The organism is Sebaldella sp. S0638 (genome assembly GCF_024158605.1).
Lineage (GTDB): Bacteria > Fusobacteriota > Fusobacteriia > Fusobacteriales > Leptotrichiaceae > Sebaldella.
The window spans coordinates 13,072-29,986 of sequence record NZ_JAMZGM010000052.1; the positions used below are offsets into that span (position 1 = coordinate 13,072).

Genomic DNA, 16,915 nt, shown 5'->3' on the forward strand with positions numbered 1-16,915 from the left:
TATGCTTTTTTCAGGCATTCAGAAAAATAATACACAATGTTTATAATATGATATAATAAGTATCATAATCAAAGAGGGAATTGATATAATCATGAAAAATTACAAGTTTTTTCAAAATAAAAAATGTGAATATTTTCCATGTCATAAATTAAAGAATGAAGAGGAGTTTAACTGCCTTTTCTGTTTTTGTCCATTATATATGCTGGGGGAAGAATGCGGCGGGAATTTTAAATATCTGGAAAACGGTATAAAATCCTGTGAAGACTGCATATTACCTCATGTAAAAGATAAGGGATATGAGCATGTTATAAAAAAGATGAAAATAATAATGGAAACTGTAAAAAAGAAATAAACAATATAATAAAATTTTTAAAAGTGATATAATATTAATTGTGAAGAAGGGAAATTCTTATTTTGCAGTATTGAAAATAAAAAGAAATAATATGGAAAATAATAACAGATTCAAAGATAAAAAAGATATAAATTTATTAATACAAAAAAATATGTTTTAAGCATGGCAGTGAAAAGTGTTCCGGCAAAAGATAAACATAGAAAGGAAAATAAAGATTATGTCAAAAAAAAATATGGAAAATGAAGTTTTGGAAGAGAGTAAAAACAATACTCTGGAGAGTGAGAACGAAGAACAGGAAATTACCGGGGAAGAACCAGGTCCGGAACCTTTGGGATGGGACTTCATAGATGAGATCTTCGGAAAAATATATAAGAATGCCGAACAGTTACATTACGGAAATATTTCTCCTTTTGGCGAGAAGAAATTAAAAGGGATAAGCGTATATGACGTAAAAGGGAAGAATCCCCATTGGCATTTTGTTACATACGGGCTGTCGGAGCTTTATGAAAAAGAATCTGACAATCCGGAAAAAAGCGGGTATGGTATAGAGCTGACACTCAGGCTTGCAAAGGAAGAAAGTGAAACAGAAGTTCCGAACTGGGCAGTTAATTTTTTGAATAATCTGGCAAATTATATATTTAAAACAGGCAATGTTTTTAATGAAGGGCATTATCTGAATACAAACGGACCTATAGCAGCAAACAGCAATACCAACTTAAAAGCAGTTGTTTTTTTCAGGGATGCAGAACTAAATGAAGTATATAAATCTCCTAACGGCAGTCTGAAATTTCTTCAGGTAACAGGGATAACATATGATGAGCTGGAAGCTGCAATAGCGTGGAATCCCGAGAAAGTAACAGAGCTGCTGAAACTCCCGCTTAATATAACATATTTGAACAGAAATTCTAAAATGACAGAGGAGATACAGGAAAAAGTGGAACAGGGAATTGAGACAGACGGATCAAGTACGGGATTTCTATATTTAGATAAAGCCGAACTGGAAACTGAGTTCAGATATATATTCAGGTTAGGTGCTCTTGGGGCAGGAAGCCTGAGAAATCTGATAAGAGGAGTAGTGCTGAAAGGTAAGATTCTGACTCTTTATTCGGAATATAAAATAACCGTTCAGATGTCTTTTGAAAACAGAATAGAGGAAACAGAACACGGCTTTAATGTTTATTTTACCAGAGAAACAGCAGAGGAAATTGCCGGAAAAATAGAACCAAAAGCACAGATGATTATTCTGGAAAACTTCGAAGGATTTGACATAATTATAGAAAAAAGTTATATAAGAGATCGTTATGGAAAAATAGTAGAAGTGGTAGGTTAGAAAATCAAAGGTTCAGAGAAAATAAAGTTTAAATTTTTGTTTAAAATAAAGGGGGAATAAAATTTATATAAGGCATTTCTAAGAATTGAGAAAGTTAAAAAAAAGAATAAAATATTAAAATGTACCGCAAGGGTTTGGAATAGTGAGGATAAATTTTGTCTTATATCTCAGAGCTAATAAAAAGGTAAAAATTTAAGAAGAGATAAATATAAAATTATACTGAAGCTATTGATATGATTGTTTATATTAATAGAAAAGACCGGATTATTTTCGCAAAAGTTCTGTTTAAATCAAGATTCATGCAGTAAAAGAGATAGAAAAGAAGGGAAGGAGAAAAAATGGAGATAGTAATTTACGGAGCCGGAGTGCTGGCACAGCTGACGAAAGAATCTGTAGCTGCCGCAGGCAGTAATGTAGCCGGAATGATAGACCCGCTGGGGAATACGGAATATAAGAGTCTGGAAGAATTTGACAAAAATTGTGATATTATTATAGATTTTTCACATTTTAGTTCGCTGGATGATATTCTCAAATATGCAGTGAAAAATAAAAAGCCTGTAATTATAGCCACAACGGGACATTCCAAGGAACAGACAGCATTAATAGAGGAAGCTGCTAAACATATAGCAGTATTAAAAGCAACTAACACTTCATTCGGGGTAACAATGGTTAATGAGATATTATCCTATGCCGCAAAATTACTAAAAGGCTTTGATATTGAAATAATAGAAAAACATCATAACAGAAAAATTGATTCCCCGAGCGGTACTGCCAACACAATGCTTGAAGTGATAAAAGCAAGTCTTGGAGAAGACAGGGAGCTCGTGTACGGAAGAGAGGGGAACAGCAAAAGAACTGAGAAAGAGATAGGAGTTCATTCAGTAAGAGCCGGAAATATAGTGGGAGAACACACTGTAATATTCTCCAGAGGTGATGAAATCATAGAAATAAAGCATGAAGCCCTTTCCAGAAAAATGTTTGCAGACGGAGCAGTAAATGCAGCCTTAAAGCTTGTTAATAAAAAAAGCGGTCTGTATTCAATGAAAGATTTACTTATTGTATAAAACTATGATATAATTGAGTGTATTTTTTTACAAAGATTCATTTTATAGGAGGGTAATAATGACAGAACTGGAAAAATCAAAAGCTATTATTAAGTACATTGCTGATTCAAAGAAAGTTACGCCGGTTAAACTTTACACAAATAGTGAAATAAAAAATTCATACACTTGTAAAGTTTTTGGTGAAGGAAAATTCAAAGTTATAATTGGTGATTGGGAAGAAGTAAAAAAAATAATAGATGAGAATAACATTACAGATTATCACTTGGAGAATGACAGAAGAAATTCGGGAGTACCTATGGCGGATATAAAAAATATAAATGCAAGAATAGAACCCGGAGCAATAATAAGAGATAAAGTAACTATAGCAGACAGAGCAGTAATCATGATGGGAGCTGTTATAAACATAGGAGCTGAAATAGGCGAAGGAACTATGATAGATATGAATGCGGTTCTTGGCGGAAGAGCCAAGATCGGTAAAAATTGCCACATAGGTGCCGGAACAGTTATCGCAGGTGTAATAGAGCCGCCTTCGGCAGATCCTGTAGTAATAGAAGATAATGTGGTTATAGGAGCAAATGCAGTTGTTCTTGAGGGAGTAAGAGTAGGACAGGGATCGGTAGTAGCTGCCGGAGCCGTGGTTACGGAAAATGTTCCTTCAGGAGTAGTAGTAGCCGGAATGCCTGCTAAAATAATAAAAAATGTTGATGAAAAAACAGCATCAAAAACAGAGATAGTAGAAGAATTGAGAAAATAAAGAGGTATTCTTTATGAAAAAAATATTTTTAATATTATTTACAATGCTAATATTAGGATGCAGCAGTACGAATCCTTATGAAGATACATTTGTGGGAACACCCGTGACTGGAACAAGAAGCAGTGATAAAGTACCTTTGTCTGATTCGGATATAACCATTATTAATTCAAAGGATACAAAAGAAGACATGGTGGATGTATACGAAAACGGTTATGAGATGATAGGTTACTCATCTTTTAATACTGTAGACTTATCTGAAAGATATGTGAGGACACAGGCTGTGAATGTAGGAGCAACACTGGTAATATACTCAAAGAAGTTTGTATCTCAGGATTCTGAATTAGAGCCGGTTTTTTATGACGGTTTCTGCTATGGAGGATATTACTCGGTAAACTGTACAGGAGCAGACTGGCAGTATGTGCTGAAGAGCAGATATGATTATCTTGCTACATTCTGGATCAAAACTGAGTTAAGCGGTCTGGGAATATTAATACGTGACATAAGTCAGGAGAAAAGAAAAGAGCTGGGAATTAATTACGGAGCAGAAATTCAGGCAATAAGAAAAGATTCAGAAGCACGTAATGAACTGGCACTTGGAGATGTTATCATTAAAATCGGAGAAAATGATATTAAAAATAAAGAGGATTATAAAAAAGCAACAGATGAAAATAAAGGAAAAAAAGTTAAAATAGAAATACTAAGGAAAAACAAAACAATCTCAAAAGAAATTATTGTATTATAATAATGTGAATGATGAAACAATGAAAGGATGATAAAATGAAAAAAATAATTGTAATTTTGACAATTTTAGGAGGAATGTTAGTTTTTGCTGATGCAAAATCAGACTTCGAAGGTGCTATCCAAATGATAAGAGACAACAAAGTGACAGATGCAGTAAAAGCATTAGATAAATTGTCTAAAGGTAGAGATGCAGACTATGCTACAAAGTCTAATATCGTATTAGGGGATTATTATCTGTCTCAAAATGATCTTGTTAAAGGAGAAAGCTATTATAAAAAAGCTTTAGGAGATAAATCGAAAGTAAATCCTGACACTATATCAGCTGCTTTAAAACTGGGTAATTTATATTTATATCAAGGAAAAAATGACCAGGCAGGAGAATATTTCGAATGGGCAAATACTGCTACAGGAGATAAAGAAGTACGTATTCTTGAAGTATTAGGAACATATTACTACAGAGTAGAGAAAAAAGATCTTGCTGAAAGCAAATTCCTTAAAGGAGCACAAGTAGCACCGACTGATATACCAATTAGATTAACATTAATAGAATTCTATGAATTAAAAGGAGATACTACAAGTTCAACTAAGTATTTCAAAGAAATTCAAAAATTAAACCCTGAGTTCAAATATTCTACATTAGGGACTTACTTTGCACAAACTGGAAATACAGATTTAGCAATCAAATATCTTACAAGATCACAGCAAAGTGAAAAAGATCCATATGCTGACTATGTTTTAGGAGCTATTTACTATAATCAGGGAATAGAAGCTGAGAGAAAAGGTGACGCCGCTACAGCTAAAACATTAAAAGATAAAGGTGTAAAATCACTTGAAAGCGCATCTAAAAAAGGTGTAAAAGATGCAACAGATGCATTAGCTGAAATTAAAAATTCAGGTAAATAATATAGAAAAACTGCCGTCTTAAGAGATCGGCATTTTTTTTGTGTAAATATATAATATACTGGAAAAACAGGGTGTTTTTATGGTATAATAAGTTTTAAAAGGCGGGCAGGGGAATAAAAGGAAAAAGAAATAAAAAATGGAGGTATAGAAAAAATGGCAAGAAAAAAAGAAGAAGCACCACAGTTAAATGAAAAAGAGAAAATCATAGATTTAGCCATGAAACAAATACAAAAAGAATATGGAGAAGGTTCCATAATGAAACTCGGCGAAAATCAGAAAATGAATATAAAGTCGATCTCTACAGGAAGTTTGAATTTAGACATTGCATTAGGTGTAGGAGGAGTTCCGAGAGGAAGAATAATAGAAATTTATGGTGCGGAATCTTCTGGAAAAACTACTCTTGCTATTCATATAATAGCTGAGGCACAAAAACTCGGAGGAGTGGCAGGCTTTATAGATGCGGAACACGCACTTGATCCTGTTTATGCGAAGGCACTGGGAGTAAATATAGACGAACTTTTGATATCACAGCCGGACACAGGGGAACAGGCGTTGGAAATAGCTGATATGCTTGTAAGAAGCGGAGCTTTGGATGTAATAGTAATAGATTCCGTAGCAGCTTTAGTACCAAAAGCAGAGATAGAAGGAGAAATGGGAGACCAGCAGATGGGACTTCAGGCAAGGCTTATGTCAAAGGCCCTTAGAAAATTAACAGGAAGTATATCAAAATCAAATACAGTAATGATTTTCATAAACCAGATCAGAGAAAAAATCGGAGGATTTTCATTTGTTCCCGGAGTACAGACAACTACTTCAGGAGGAAGAGCGCTGAAATTCTTCTCTACAGTAAGAATGGAAGTAAAAAGAATAGGTTCTATAAAACAGGGTGACGAAGTAATTGGTAATGAAACTCTTGTAAAAGTAACAAAGAATAAAGTATCTCCTCCATTTAAAGAAGCCAGATTTAATATTATGTATGGAAAGGGAATCTCTAAAATCGGGGAAATACTGGATATAGCCATAGAGAACGGTATTGTTGCCAAGAGCGGAGCCTGGTTTAGTTATGGCGACGAAAGACTTGGTCAGGGAAGAGTAAATGTAGAAAACTCTCTCTCTGAAAATACAGAACTGCTTGGAAGAATAGAATCAGATGTAATGAAGATTATAAAACCGGCAGCGGAAGAAGCCGAAGATAACAGCAGCACAGCAGAAGTAAAAGAAACAAAAGAAACGAAGCCGGCAAAAGAAACTAAAGCAAAAAAAGAGAAAAAAGACGATGAAGATAAATAAAATTGCAAGAAACAGAATTTTTTTATCAAATGAAGAGATTATGGATATTAATTTAGACATAAAGATTAAATATGACCTTAAAGAAGATATGGATATAGACAGCCTCTATGATGAAATTTCATATGAGGCTTCTCTTTCAAAAGCTCTGTATTATTTATCGCTGAGAGACCGGACAGAGGAAGAACTCAGGATAAAACTGGGAGAAAAGTTCAAAAATACTTCTTCTATAAACAGAACAGTAAAAAAAATCAAGGAAATGGGTTATATTAATGATCATGATTATGCACTTTCCTATATAAAAAATTCCAGATTCGGAGGAAAGAGAACAGAATTCGAGCTTTTGAAAAGAGGAATCTCCAAGAAGGTCATTAGTGAAGCAATGGCTTTGGGAGAGGGAGTACCTGATTATGATAAATTAAAAAAAGCATTGAAGAAAGTCATACATAAAACTGATAAACAGATAATACAGTATCTGATAAGACAGGGCTTCGAGCTGGAAGATATATTATATGTAATAAGACACGCCAAGGAGGAAAGATGAGAACGCTTTTATACTGTTTAACAATAGTGGGAACATTTCTTTACGGAATGGTATTCAGATATCCGCCTATATTATTTATGAATACCGAACAGAGAAAAAGATATGTAGATAAGGTAGCCATCAGATGGGGAAGAAACTGTGTGTGGGCAACAGGAAGCAAAGTAAAACTGATTTATAAAACAAAAGAAGCCGAGGCGGCACTAAAGGAAATTATAAAAAATAACGAAGCAATAGTATTAATTTCAAATCATCAGAGTAACCTTGATATTCAGACTCTTCTTGGATATTTTCCAAAGAGCCTCGCATTTATCGCTAAAAAAGAGATGGAGAAATGGCCGCTGATAGGAAGATGGATGAGAGCTATGGGGTGTATTTTTCTGGACAGAAAAAATGCAAGACAGGGAATGAAAGATATGAAGAATGCTATGGATAAAATAAAAAAAGGATATTCTTATGTTATATTTCCAGAAGGAGGAAGAACTCCCGACGGCGAGGTAAAAGAATTTAAAAAAGGAAGTTTCAGACTCGCAACAGAAACAGGAGCAAAAATTCTTCCTGTTACGCTTAGCGGTACATATAATATTCAGAGTAAAGGCAGTCTGAAAGTCACTGCAAATAAAAATGTAAAAATTATTGTAGATGAACCTGTTGATTTATCGAAACTTACAAAGCCGGAAATAAAAGAACTGGATAATAAAGTAAGGGATATAATTGTCAAGAATCTAAAAGAAAGTATGGAGTAAAAAGCTTTATACAGAAGGAGAAAAAATGAAAATATTTCTTGCTACTAAGAATGTTGGTAAAATAAATGAATTTAAAAGGCTTGTTGCCGGGAAAAATATAGAAGTCCTCTCTATTTTAGACAGTGAAGATATACCAGAAGTAGAGGAAGACGGGGAGACATTTGAAGAAAATTCACAGAAAAAAGCTGTGGAAATAGCAAAGTATCTGAATATGTACACTATTTCCGATGATTCAGGTCTTTGTGTAGATTATCTGAATGGAGCTCCGGGGATATATTCCGCAAGATATTCCGGTGAAAATGCCAATGATTCCAAAAATATGGACAAGCTTTTAGAGGATCTGAAAGGAATTGACGAACGTACTGCAAAGTTCGTTTCAGTAGTTTCTCTGGCGAAGCCTGACGGTGAGGTATATTCTTACAGAGGGGAAGCCAGCGGTGAGATCATGGGTGAAAGACACGGAACAAACGGTTTTGGATATGATCCTATATTTTTCTCATATGAATTAAATAAAGGTTTCGGAGAGGCAACGCCTGAGGAAAAGAAGTCGGTAAGTCACAGAGCAAAGGCATTTGACAAGTTGATGAAAGAAATAGATAATATAGTGAAATAAAATCTTAATTTATTTTTTCCAATTGGTTACATTGCTTTTTGATTCGGGGAATTATTTATCAATCGAAAATATTAATAAATGAAAATCTTTTTTTATAGTTATCAGCTATTTTAAAAAGATTTTTTTCTTTCTTTCTTGACATATTAAGAAAATATAAAGTATACTAAAGAGATAATACTATTTAGAAAGGAGAAAGTCTGCATGAATTATGATTTTGACAAAAGGATAGACAGAAAAGAGAATAACGCGGTAAAATGGGAAAAATGCAGTGAAACAAAGATGTTGCCTATGTGGGTTGCTGATATGGATTTTGAAACAGCGCCGGAAATATTGGAAGCTATGCAGAAAAAGCTGGATCAGAAAATATTCGGATATACCAGCAGACCTGATTCGTATTTTGAAAGTGCTGTTAAATGGACTGAAGAGATTCATGGTTTTAATATGGAGGTCTGTAAGTTAGCGCATTCACCGGGAGTAGTTCCCAGTTTATCAATGCTGATAAGGCTTTTGACTGATCCGGGTGACAAAGTTATAGTTCAGGCGCCGGTTTATCCGCCGTTTTTTAGAGTGGTCGAGAAAAACAACAGAAAACTTTTGATAAATAACTTAATAGAAGAAGATGGCATTTACAAGATTGATTTTCAGGATTTTGAAGAAAAAGCAAAAGATGAAAAAACAAAATTCTTTATTTTATGTAATCCGCATAATCCTGTGGGAAGAGTCTGGAGACGTGAAGAGCTGGAAAGGCTGGCAGATATTTGCATTAGGAATAATGTCAGAATCCTGTCGGATGATATCTGGAGAGATATAGTCCACAAAGGTAATAAATATATACCGATAAGCTCTTTATCAAAAGAAGCCGAAGATATTACGATAACATGTTTTTCAGCAACTAAGACTTTTAATATTGCCGGATTACAGGGATCGTTTGTATATTTTCCGCGACAGAAAGAACAGACGAAGTTTAATAATGAACTGGAAATTTTAGGGATAAGAGAAAGTACACCTTTTAATCTTGTTGCTATAGAAACTGCTTTTAGAGAGGGAAAAAACTGGTATGCAACACTTCTTGATTATCTGGAAGAAAACATTAATTTTACGGAGGAATATATCAGGAAAAATCTTCCGGAAGTTACTTTTCAAAAACCTGAGGGTACTTATTTGTTATGGCTTGATTTTCGTAAATTAGACATTACAAAAAATCAGCTGGAGGATCTTATAAAAACTAAAGCCGGAGTGGTTTTGAATTCAGGTTATTCATTTAGTGAGGACTGCGGACTTTTTCAGAGAATTAATATAGCCTGTCCCAGATATCTTTTGGAAGAAGGCTTGGAAAGACTAACAAAAATAGTAAAAAAGTAAAGGAGAAATAAGGGCGTTATGGAACACATATTTAAGGTAATAAATGACTTTTTTGAATTTATAGTACCAATATCAGACTTTTTATGGGATTTCCCCACGAACATTGAATTCTACAGTAATATACCGATTTTGGGGAAATTTTCATTTGCACTGATACTTTTGATAGGAACTGGAATTTTATTTTCAGTGAAAACGAAGTTTGTGCAGGTGACGAAATTTAAAACAGGGCTGAAAATATTAATAAAGAAAAAAACTTCGGATATAGGGGTAAGTCCTTTGGCTTCATTCCTTTTGAGTTCTGCTACAAGAGTGGGACCGGGTAATATAATGGGTGTTACCGGTGCCATTTCTGTGGGCGGTCCCGGAGCAGTATTCTGGATGTGGGTATCTGCATTTTTTGGAATGGCAACTGCTTTTGCAGAATCTGTTTTAGCACAGGTTTTTAAAGAGCGGGATGAAGACAACTATATTGGAGGTCTGCCGTTTTACGGAAAAAAAATACTCGGGAATAAAAGAATAGCAGGAATAATTCTGTCGGTATGTTTTATTTTGTATGCATTATTTACATTACCGGGACAGACATTTCATCTGTTTACCGCATTAGGATCTGTAGCTGAAGTAATAGGCGGCGTGAAGTACGAGAGAACTTCAAATGTTTATTATATAATAGCAGCAGTGATATTTTTCTCGGTTTTATTTACTACAATAGGCGGAATAAGAAGGGTTACGAAAGTTACTGATATATTGGTTCCCATTATGGCAGTTATTTATATGCTGATTGTACTATTTATAATTTGTGTAAATGTAAAATTGGTTCCTTACTTTTTTGCAGAGGTTATAAAAGGGGCATTTGCTCCGAGGGCAATATTCGGCGGAGCCTTTGGGGTAGCATTGGCTCAGGGAATTAAAAGAGGACTTATGTCAAATGAAGCTGGTCAGGGTACAATTACCATGGCAGCAGCAGTAGCAGAGAATGATCACCCGTGTGAGCAGGGATTCGTACAATCAATAGGAGTTTTCCTTGATACTATAGTAATATGTACTCTCACAGGATTTGTAGTAGTAATGGCACACTTATGGAGTAACGGGGCGAGCGGTATAGAATGGGAAGCAATAAAAAATTCAAAGCTGGATGTTTATCTGAATTCAATTCAATATCTGATTCCGGGACAGAGTTTTGATGCGGTGATCAAGTGTATAGTTTCTTTATGTTACGGATTATTTGCTTTTACTACATTAATAGGTCTGATATTATTTACGGAAATTTCAGGAAGCTTTATCAGTACAAATAAATATTTTATATTCTTCTTAAGATTACTGGGAGCAGTTTTATTTGTTCCGTTTGGTGAACTTACTGTACTTTCAGGATTAGAACTTGGAAATTTATGGTATATTTCCGATTTTATAAATATAATGATCGTTTACGCCAATGTACCGGTGATTTTATTAGGATCAGGAATTGTGACCAAGACTTTGGATCATTATATAAAAAGCAACGGGAAAAGATTTGTTTCGAAGGAGATTGGGATAGAAACAGATATATGGAAATAATTATATCTATTTTTTCTTAGTTGTGCTATAATGCTTGAGCAGGTAGTAGTCAGTATTTCACGGCTATAAAAGTACAGCGTGTACTTTATAAAAATGGTTGTATCCTTTTGGATACAACCTCTTTATTTTACTACAATATTTATTATTTTTATTACTCTTACTGTTTTACTTAAATATAGCTTTTAATGTATTGATAATATCAAAAAATAATTCCAGATCATCTTCAGAAAGCAGCATATCATCCTGAAGGGAAAAAACATATTTCCCTTTAATATAGCTGATATAAAAAGAATAATATAAGTAATTAAAGAAAATAGTTTTTTCACTGAATCTTGTGATTTGAAGGCCATTTTCGTTATACTTCTCCAGATCTGTTCTTATTCTAAGCTCCTCATCTAAAAAATTCATAGCTATCACCCTATATACAATAATGAAATAAAAAATCAATTTATAGTTTGTCAATAAAGGCTTCAGCAGAAAAACCTGAAATTTTTGATATTTTATCTTCCTTAATCTGATAAACAAAAATTGTAAAATTCGTTTTCTGTTCTGTTTCATGATCAGAAGTAACCGTTATAAATGAACTGTCATCTATCCAGCTGACAAGTTCGATGCTGCCTGAAGGTCCTATGTAAAAGAGGGCAGCGCTTTTATTATTTTTCAGATCATATAAAAATAATGCAGTATCTACATCTCTTATTTCTTCACCGCTGTCACTTATCTCAAGACCATATGAATAAGGGTCTAGTACCATATTCTTATCAGGAGAAAAAATATATTTGTCTTCAAATCTCTTGTCATAAGTGAGTTTATCTTCCATTGTAACAGTATCTTTTAATTCTGAATCATCAAGTTTTCTAAATACAATTTTGTCTTTTCCTGTTTTTTGCAGAAGATCTTTATACCATGTACTGTCCTCGATAAAAGATTTATAAATTTTATAGTCATCTAATGTAAGTTTATTGCCAGACTCGTCTTTATAACATGAAAACAGCAGTGTCATAGATAAAATCAGCAAAAGATATGAAATTTTTTTCATGAAAAATCACCTTCCTGTGTTAATTGGTTAATTTTGATTAGTGCTTTGTCGAATAATTCACGGGGAATATTAAAACTATTAAGGGACTGCAGCAGCTGCTTACTGTTATAATAACCAATACGCAGTATATCTCCGAGTTTTTCCCTTCTTAACTTTGAGTCTTTTCCGTAACAAAGATTATTGTTTATAAGATCATCAAAAGTATAAGATTTTGACTCTCCAATATCGTGAAAAATTATTTTAGCCCTTTTCAGAGCTTCTATTATGGCAGCAGCTCCGGCATTCTCCACACCGATATTATTATTTTTGGTTCCTTCTTCTCTTGAAATAAAAGCATGCTTTGCATTAGGGATATGCATTTTTATTAGTGTCCTGATTTTTTTTCCTGCAAAATCAGGATCTGTCAAAATAATAATGTCATTGGTAAGGGATATTTGTTTGAGTTTTTCTATAGTAGATTTTTTAAAGGAAGAATAACCGTGGACAGCAATAACATGAGCTTCGACAGCCTGCTTAACAGCGGTTATATCATCTTTTCCTTCTACTACTATAATTTCTTTTATTTTAGGTTTCATTATGTTCCTTTCTAAATAATGCTCTAAGCTCTTTGTGCTTAAAGCAATGAAGTTCTGACTTTCATAAAGACTATGTGTTAATTATATTTTTTATCAAAATCAGATATTAGATTTAGCATAAATCTCTATATTATTCTACACCATTTTGAATAAATATGCGAATAAATAAAAAATGAAAACTTCTGTCTTCTCTGTAAAATAATGTTTTGAGTGTTTATTATGCAAAATGTATTGAAAAAGTTTTTTAATTATAGTATAAATATATTTATAATTCTAAAATGAGGTGTTTTTATGAAGAAAATTTATTTTTATTTCCTGTTTTTTTGTATGTTAGCAGCAACTCCAAGTGATTTTACAGAGGTAAGCGAAGTATTTATGGGGTCGGAAGAAGGAAAATACTATACAGTAATATCTGAGATATTAAATCCCGGAAGCTATTATATGTATAAGAAAAATACCTATCTTGCTTCATATGATGGTGATAACAGGCTTATAAGCAAAAAGATACTTAAAAAGGAAGATATGCTGCTTGATGAAAATGCAAAAGAATCAAAAGATTCTGTCAGAGTTCTGAAAAATAAGGGTGCTTTGGATAATCTGCTTAAAAAGAACATTGATTTATCAATATCATCTTTTAGTAATGATGGAAGATATGAGATGAAAGAAGACGGGATTTATGAAAATTTTCCTAAAGAAGATAAGGAATCAGTAAAAATTTTTTCAAAAGAAGAAATTGATAAAAAAATAATGAGTATTTGCAGCAAGGATTTTTGCGGGGAAAATATGAATTATAATAAAGAGGAAGTAGAAGTATTATTTGGCTATTATAACAGAATGGGTACTTATTATGTAATAAAAGTAGATTTTGATATTATGGCTCTTGATTTCATAATGAGAAAAGGAAGATAGAGAAAAGGCTGCAGTCTGATAAATTCAGAATACAGCCTTTATTTATTATATTATTTTATATAGTTCAAGTGCTTTTAATACCCATTTCCATGTATATTCCACAGAAGAAATTTCCATTTTTTCTTCCGGAGTATGTGCTCCATATATGTTAGGCCCTATAGATATAACATCAAGACCGTCAATTTTACCAGCAAAAATTCCACACTCAAGACCTGCGTGTATTGCTTTTATCTTAGGTGTTTTTTTATAAAGCTCTTCATGTGCTTTTATAAAAAGTTCCCTTAGCTTGGAGTCTTCTCTGTATTCCCATGAAGAATATGAAGAATCTACTGTGAAATCAGCATTATACAGTTTTGAAATATCTTTTAGTTTATTTTCCAGATCACGAAGTGCCGAATTCACGGAACTTCTTAATAAAAGCTGTATTGACGAAGTTTCATCATGAGTTCTTAAAACACCCATACTAAGCGAAGTCTCCACCAAACCTTGGATATGTTCACTGTTAGCAATAACACCGCTTGGAATTTCACATAAAAGATTAATCAGATTAACGCTGTCCTTTTCCGAAAGAGGCATTCTATCAGTATCAGCATCATATCTTATTTCCATTGTAAGATTTTGCTCTGTTTTGGAATATGTGTTTTTCATTTCTTCAAAGAAAAGTTTACTTTTTTCTATGAAGCTGTCAAAATCTGCTGCGGCAATGTTTATCACAGCAAAGGCTTCTCTTGGAATGGCGTTTGTTTTATCCCCGCCGTTTATTTCACAAAGTTTGAATCTAAACTTCTTTGCTGACTCTGACAAAATGAAAGACAATATTTTAATAGAATTACCAAGATTTTTATCAATATCCGAGCCGGAATGCCCGCCATTCAGTCCTCTTATTTCCAGAAGGACATTTCTGGAATCAGTTTCGGCAGCCTCTCTTTTAAAATGAAAATCTATCTGTACTCTGGAACCGCCGGCACTGCTTACATATATTTCCCCTTCTTCTTCAGTATCTATATTAAGCATTGTTTTTCCTTTTAAAATAGAAACATCCAGATTTTCCACTCCTGTCATACCGGCTTCTTCGTCAGCAGTAATAACAGCTTCCAGAGGAGGATGTATTATTTCATCTGAATCAAGAACTGCAAGTATCACAGCCACTGCAATTCCATTGTCAGCTCCCAGTGTAGTTCCTACAGCTTTCAGGAAGCCGTCTTTTACAGCCAGTTTAATACCTTCAGTTTCAAAATCAAAATTAGTATCACTGTTTTTCTCCCATACCATGTCCATATGACCTTGTAAAATAAGCGGGGAATAATTCTCATGTCCTGCCGACCCGGCTTTTTTAATTACAACATTTAGTGCGGAATCCTGATAAACTTCAAGATTTCTGTCTTTAGCAAACTTAACGAGCCAGTCACTAATCTGTTTCTCTTTTTTTGAACCTCTGGGTATTTTACTTATCTCTTCAAAAAAATAAAAAACCTTTTGAGGAGATAGATCTTTAGTAATATTTTCCATGTTTTCACTCCTATCATGTAATATTAGTTACCTTATATAATTTGATCTATTAATTCTTCCAGTTCCTGCATTTCTATTTGATTAAGATCATGCCCGGATTTCAGCTTTTTCAAAAGTAAGCTTTCATGACCGAGACTCGATCTGTCAAGTATTTTAATAATAAGTCTTTTATAAAATTCCATAATATACTCCTCCTTTATTTAAATAAATCTTTGAAACTTAACTGTACATAATTCCTCTTTGCAATATGACTCAGATGTACCCCTATCAGCCTGAAAGAATCCCGTCTGGCGAGATCTGATAAAAGAGCACGTACTGTGGTGTAAATAATATCAGTATTTCTAGTATATTCATTAAGTGTTTTCGATCTCGTGATTGTAGAAAAATCTGAATATCTGGCTTTCAGGGTAACGGTTTTTATGTATGAATTATCAAGTTTAAGTTTTTCCGTGAGCTTATTAATCTGATGTAAAAGAGTATCGTATATAGTCTCTATATCATCAATAGTTCTGCTGAATGTTTCTTCCTGCCCGTAAGACTGTCTTTCGGAAATATAGTCAACCTCGGAATGATCAATTCCTCTCACTGATTCGAATATTCGGACACCTTTGTTAGCCCCAAACATATCAGTCAGATTATTTTTAGTAAGGTTGAAGATATCGCTGACAGTGTTAATCCCCATATTATTAAGCGGCTCAAGGCTTTTTCTCCCTATGCCGGGAATAATTCCCACTGATTTATCCTTAACGTAATTATGGAATTTCTCATGGGAATCAATAATAAAATAGCCGTTAGGCTTATTAGCGTCACTGGCGAGTTTGGCTGAAAGTTTATTGTACCCTATACCTATAGAACATGTAAGTTTTGTATGTTTATAAAGAGAACTTTTAAATTTTTCAATAAAACTTTCAGGGGTATATTTTTTCATATAATCAGTAATATCAACATATCCTTCATCTGAAGAAACAAACTCACATTTATAAGTAAGAGAAAGAATAAGTTTCTGTATCTTTCTTCCCAATTCCTTATAATAATCAATTCTTACCGGAAGAAGAATGAGTTCCGGACATAGTTTTTTTGCAGCAGCTGACGGCATAGCAGAACGAATACCGTATTTCCTTGCTTCATAACTGGCAGTGGTGATAACACCTTTGCCGACTGCAATTGCTTTTCCTTTTAGTTTTGGATTGTCTCTCTGCTCTATAGAAGCATAAAAGGCATCCATATCGTAATGTAATATACAACGTTTCATAAATAACACCATTTTTAAAATTATTTCTGTTTCTTTCACAGTTAGTTATAATACTGGCTGAGACAATATAAAAAGTAAAATTCATAATCAACCGCTTTACTATATATAGTACCATGTTTATAAAGTAATGGCAATAAAATGAACAGGCTAAAAAAGTTTTTTATGCATTATACTATTATATAGTAAAATAAAAAATTAACTGCAGATAAAAACAGGTGAAAAAAATACAGGATTTTCAAGGAAAAGAAAAAAATATATCTAATTAAACCCAGTAAAATAAGGGATAGAAATAAAAAGAATAAAAAAAGTGAAAAAAACCATTGACAAAAAAGGAAGTATTTGATAGTATATATCTTGTCGACGGAAAAAGAGCCGACAAAAAGGACA

General features: G+C 33.4%; 19 protein-coding genes. 13 read left to right on the forward strand and 6 right to left on the reverse strand.

Annotated features, from left to right (window positions below; all coding sequences use genetic code 11):
* Positions 1-91 precede the first annotated feature (91 nt).
* The 12 genes from NK213_RS13470 (at position 92) to NK213_RS13525 (ending at position 11,244) form a co-directional block, all read left to right on the forward strand.
* Positions 92-352 carry a cysteine-rich small domain-containing protein gene (locus tag NK213_RS13470; RefSeq protein WP_253349983.1) on the forward strand — a complete coding sequence of 87 codons (261 nt, stop codon included), beginning with the start codon at positions 92-94 and terminating at the stop codon, positions 350-352.
* Between the two features lie 217 nt (positions 353-569).
* Positions 570-1,682 carry a suppressor of fused domain protein gene (locus NK213_RS13475; protein WP_253349984.1) on the forward strand — a complete coding sequence of 371 codons (1,113 nt, stop codon included), beginning with the start codon at positions 570-572 and terminating at the stop codon, positions 1,680-1,682.
* A gap of 338 nt (positions 1,683-2,020) precedes the next feature.
* Positions 2,021-2,746 carry a 4-hydroxy-tetrahydrodipicolinate reductase gene (gene dapB / locus NK213_RS13480; protein WP_253349985.1) on the forward strand — a complete coding sequence of 242 codons (726 nt, stop codon included), beginning with the start codon at positions 2,021-2,023 and terminating at the stop codon, positions 2,744-2,746.
* Positions 2,747-2,804: 58 nt separating this feature from the next.
* Positions 2,805-3,500, forward strand: coding sequence for a 2,3,4,5-tetrahydropyridine-2,6-dicarboxylate N-acetyltransferase (gene dapD, locus NK213_RS13485; protein ID WP_253349986.1), 696 nt, complete (start codon positions 2,805-2,807; stop codon positions 3,498-3,500).
* Between the two features lie 13 nt (positions 3,501-3,513).
* On the forward strand, positions 3,514-4,242 hold the full coding sequence (locus NK213_RS13490) for a PDZ domain-containing protein (RefSeq protein ID WP_253349988.1): 729 nt from the start codon (positions 3,514-3,516) through the stop codon (positions 4,240-4,242).
* 35 nt (positions 4,243-4,277) lie between these two features.
* Positions 4,278-5,144, forward strand: coding sequence for a lipopolysaccharide assembly protein LapB (locus NK213_RS13495; protein WP_253349990.1), 867 nt, complete (start codon positions 4,278-4,280; stop codon positions 5,142-5,144).
* A gap of 153 nt (positions 5,145-5,297) precedes the next feature.
* A complete protein-coding gene (recA, locus tag NK213_RS13500) occupies positions 5,298-6,434 on the forward strand; it encodes a recombinase RecA (RefSeq protein ID WP_253349992.1) in 1,137 nt (378 codons plus the stop codon).
* Positions 6,421-6,975, forward strand: a complete 555-nt coding sequence (locus NK213_RS13505; protein ID WP_253349994.1) for a regulatory protein RecX — start codon at positions 6,421-6,423, stop codon at positions 6,973-6,975. The genes recA and NK213_RS13505 overlap by 14 nt, the downstream gene beginning before the upstream one ends.
* The gene (locus NK213_RS13510; protein ID WP_253349996.1) at positions 6,972-7,718 is read left to right on the forward strand and encodes a 1-acyl-sn-glycerol-3-phosphate acyltransferase; all 747 of its coding nucleotides are present in this window, start codon (positions 6,972-6,974) and stop codon (positions 7,716-7,718) included. The genes NK213_RS13505 and NK213_RS13510 overlap by 4 nt, the downstream gene beginning before the upstream one ends.
* 25 nt (positions 7,719-7,743) lie before the next feature.
* The gene (locus NK213_RS13515) at positions 7,744-8,331 is read left to right on the forward strand and encodes an XTP/dITP diphosphatase (protein WP_253349998.1); all 588 of its coding nucleotides are present in this window, start codon (positions 7,744-7,746) and stop codon (positions 8,329-8,331) included.
* A gap of 201 nt (positions 8,332-8,532) precedes the next feature.
* On the forward strand, positions 8,533-9,693 hold the full coding sequence (locus NK213_RS13520) for a MalY/PatB family protein (protein ID WP_253350000.1): 1,161 nt from the start codon (positions 8,533-8,535) through the stop codon (positions 9,691-9,693).
* Between the two features lie 18 nt (positions 9,694-9,711).
* Entirely contained in the window at positions 9,712-11,244 is a 1,533-nt protein-coding gene (locus NK213_RS13525) for a sodium:alanine symporter family protein (protein WP_253350002.1), read from the forward strand.
* Positions 11,245-11,409: 165 nt separating this feature from the next.
* On the opposite strand, the gene NK213_RS13530 is transcribed toward NK213_RS13525, so the two are convergent.
* Genes NK213_RS13530 through rnmV form a run of 3 tightly spaced genes read right to left on the reverse strand, consistent with a single transcriptional unit; the run spans position 11,410 to position 12,858 of the window.
* Entirely contained in the window at positions 11,410-11,652 is a 243-nt protein-coding gene (locus NK213_RS13530; protein ID WP_253350004.1) for a hypothetical protein, read from the reverse strand.
* A 40-nt stretch (positions 11,653-11,692) separates the two neighbouring features.
* The gene (locus NK213_RS13535) at positions 11,693-12,283 is read right to left on the reverse strand and encodes a hypothetical protein (protein WP_253350006.1); all 591 of its coding nucleotides are present in this window, start codon (positions 12,281-12,283) and stop codon (positions 11,693-11,695) included.
* Positions 12,280-12,858: a ribonuclease M5 gene (gene rnmV, locus NK213_RS13540; protein WP_253350007.1), complete on the reverse strand. Its 579-nt coding sequence runs from the start codon at positions 12,856-12,858 to the stop codon at positions 12,280-12,282. Before rnmV ends, NK213_RS13535 begins: the two co-directional genes overlap by 4 nt.
* A gap of 291 nt (positions 12,859-13,149) precedes the next feature.
* On the opposite strand from rnmV, the gene NK213_RS13545 reads away from it, so the two are divergent.
* On the forward strand, positions 13,150-13,767 hold the full coding sequence (locus NK213_RS13545) for a hypothetical protein (RefSeq protein WP_253350009.1): 618 nt from the start codon (positions 13,150-13,152) through the stop codon (positions 13,765-13,767).
* A gap of 45 nt (positions 13,768-13,812) precedes the next feature.
* Here NK213_RS13545 and NK213_RS13550 read toward each other — a convergent pair whose 3' ends face one another.
* Genes NK213_RS13550 through dinB form a run of 3 tightly spaced genes read right to left on the reverse strand, consistent with a single transcriptional unit; the run spans position 13,813 to position 16,528 of the window.
* Complete coding sequence (locus NK213_RS13550) at positions 13,813-15,276, reverse strand: aminoacyl-histidine dipeptidase (RefSeq protein ID WP_253350011.1); 1,464 nt, start codon at positions 15,274-15,276, stop codon at positions 13,813-13,815.
* A 32-nt stretch (positions 15,277-15,308) separates the two neighbouring features.
* Positions 15,309-15,458 (reverse strand): hypothetical protein, encoded by a 150-nt coding sequence (locus NK213_RS13555; protein WP_253350013.1) that lies wholly within the window; start codon positions 15,456-15,458, stop codon positions 15,309-15,311.
* Positions 15,459-15,472: 14 nt separating this feature from the next.
* Complete coding sequence (gene dinB / locus NK213_RS13560) at positions 15,473-16,528, reverse strand: DNA polymerase IV (RefSeq protein ID WP_253350016.1); 1,056 nt, start codon at positions 16,526-16,528, stop codon at positions 15,473-15,475.
* Between the last annotated feature and the right edge of the window lie 387 nt (positions 16,529-16,915).

What these genes read in the sequence shown, in the direction of transcription:
- NK213_RS13510 (WP_253349996.1), top strand. Translation starts at nt 6,972, where the DNA reads ATGAGAACGCTTTTATACTGTTTAACAATAGTGGGAACATTTCTTTAC.
- NK213_RS13535 (WP_253350006.1), bottom strand. Translation starts at nt 12,283, where the DNA reads ATGAAAAAAATTTCATATCTTTTGCTGATTTTATCTATGACACTGCTG.
- NK213_RS13550 (WP_253350011.1), bottom strand. Translation starts at nt 15,276, where the DNA reads ATGGAAAATATTACTAAAGATCTATCTCCTCAAAAGGTTTTTTATTTT.
- dinB (WP_253350016.1), bottom strand. Translation starts at nt 16,528, where the DNA reads ATGAAACGTTGTATATTACATTACGATATGGATGCCTTTTATGCTTCT.
- rnmV (WP_253350007.1), bottom strand. Translation starts at nt 12,858, where the DNA reads ATGAAACCTAAAATAAAAGAAATTATAGTAGTAGAAGGAAAAGATGAT.
- dapD (WP_253349986.1), top strand. Translation starts at nt 2,805, where the DNA reads ATGACAGAACTGGAAAAATCAAAAGCTATTATTAAGTACATTGCTGAT.
- NK213_RS13545 (WP_253350009.1), top strand. Translation starts at nt 13,150, where the DNA reads ATGAAGAAAATTTATTTTTATTTCCTGTTTTTTTGTATGTTAGCAGCA.
- NK213_RS13490 (WP_253349988.1), top strand. Translation starts at nt 3,514, where the DNA reads ATGAAAAAAATATTTTTAATATTATTTACAATGCTAATATTAGGATGC.
- NK213_RS13475 (WP_253349984.1), top strand. Translation starts at nt 570, where the DNA reads ATGTCAAAAAAAAATATGGAAAATGAAGTTTTGGAAGAGAGTAAAAAC.
- NK213_RS13530 (WP_253350004.1), bottom strand. Translation starts at nt 11,652, where the DNA reads ATGAATTTTTTAGATGAGGAGCTTAGAATAAGAACAGATCTGGAGAAG.
- NK213_RS13505 (WP_253349994.1), top strand. Translation starts at nt 6,421, where the DNA reads ATGAAGATAAATAAAATTGCAAGAAACAGAATTTTTTTATCAAATGAA.
- NK213_RS13470 (WP_253349983.1), top strand. Translation starts at nt 92, where the DNA reads ATGAAAAATTACAAGTTTTTTCAAAATAAAAAATGTGAATATTTTCCA.
- NK213_RS13525 (WP_253350002.1), top strand. Translation starts at nt 9,712, where the DNA reads ATGGAACACATATTTAAGGTAATAAATGACTTTTTTGAATTTATAGTA.
- NK213_RS13520 (WP_253350000.1), top strand. Translation starts at nt 8,533, where the DNA reads ATGAATTATGATTTTGACAAAAGGATAGACAGAAAAGAGAATAACGCG.
- NK213_RS13495 (WP_253349990.1), top strand. Translation starts at nt 4,278, where the DNA reads ATGAAAAAAATAATTGTAATTTTGACAATTTTAGGAGGAATGTTAGTT.
- NK213_RS13555 (WP_253350013.1), bottom strand. Translation starts at nt 15,458, where the DNA reads ATGGAATTTTATAAAAGACTTATTATTAAAATACTTGACAGATCGAGT.
- dapB (WP_253349985.1), top strand. Translation starts at nt 2,021, where the DNA reads ATGGAGATAGTAATTTACGGAGCCGGAGTGCTGGCACAGCTGACGAAA.
- recA (WP_253349992.1), top strand. Translation starts at nt 5,298, where the DNA reads ATGGCAAGAAAAAAAGAAGAAGCACCACAGTTAAATGAAAAAGAGAAA.
- NK213_RS13515 (WP_253349998.1), top strand. Translation starts at nt 7,744, where the DNA reads ATGAAAATATTTCTTGCTACTAAGAATGTTGGTAAAATAAATGAATTT.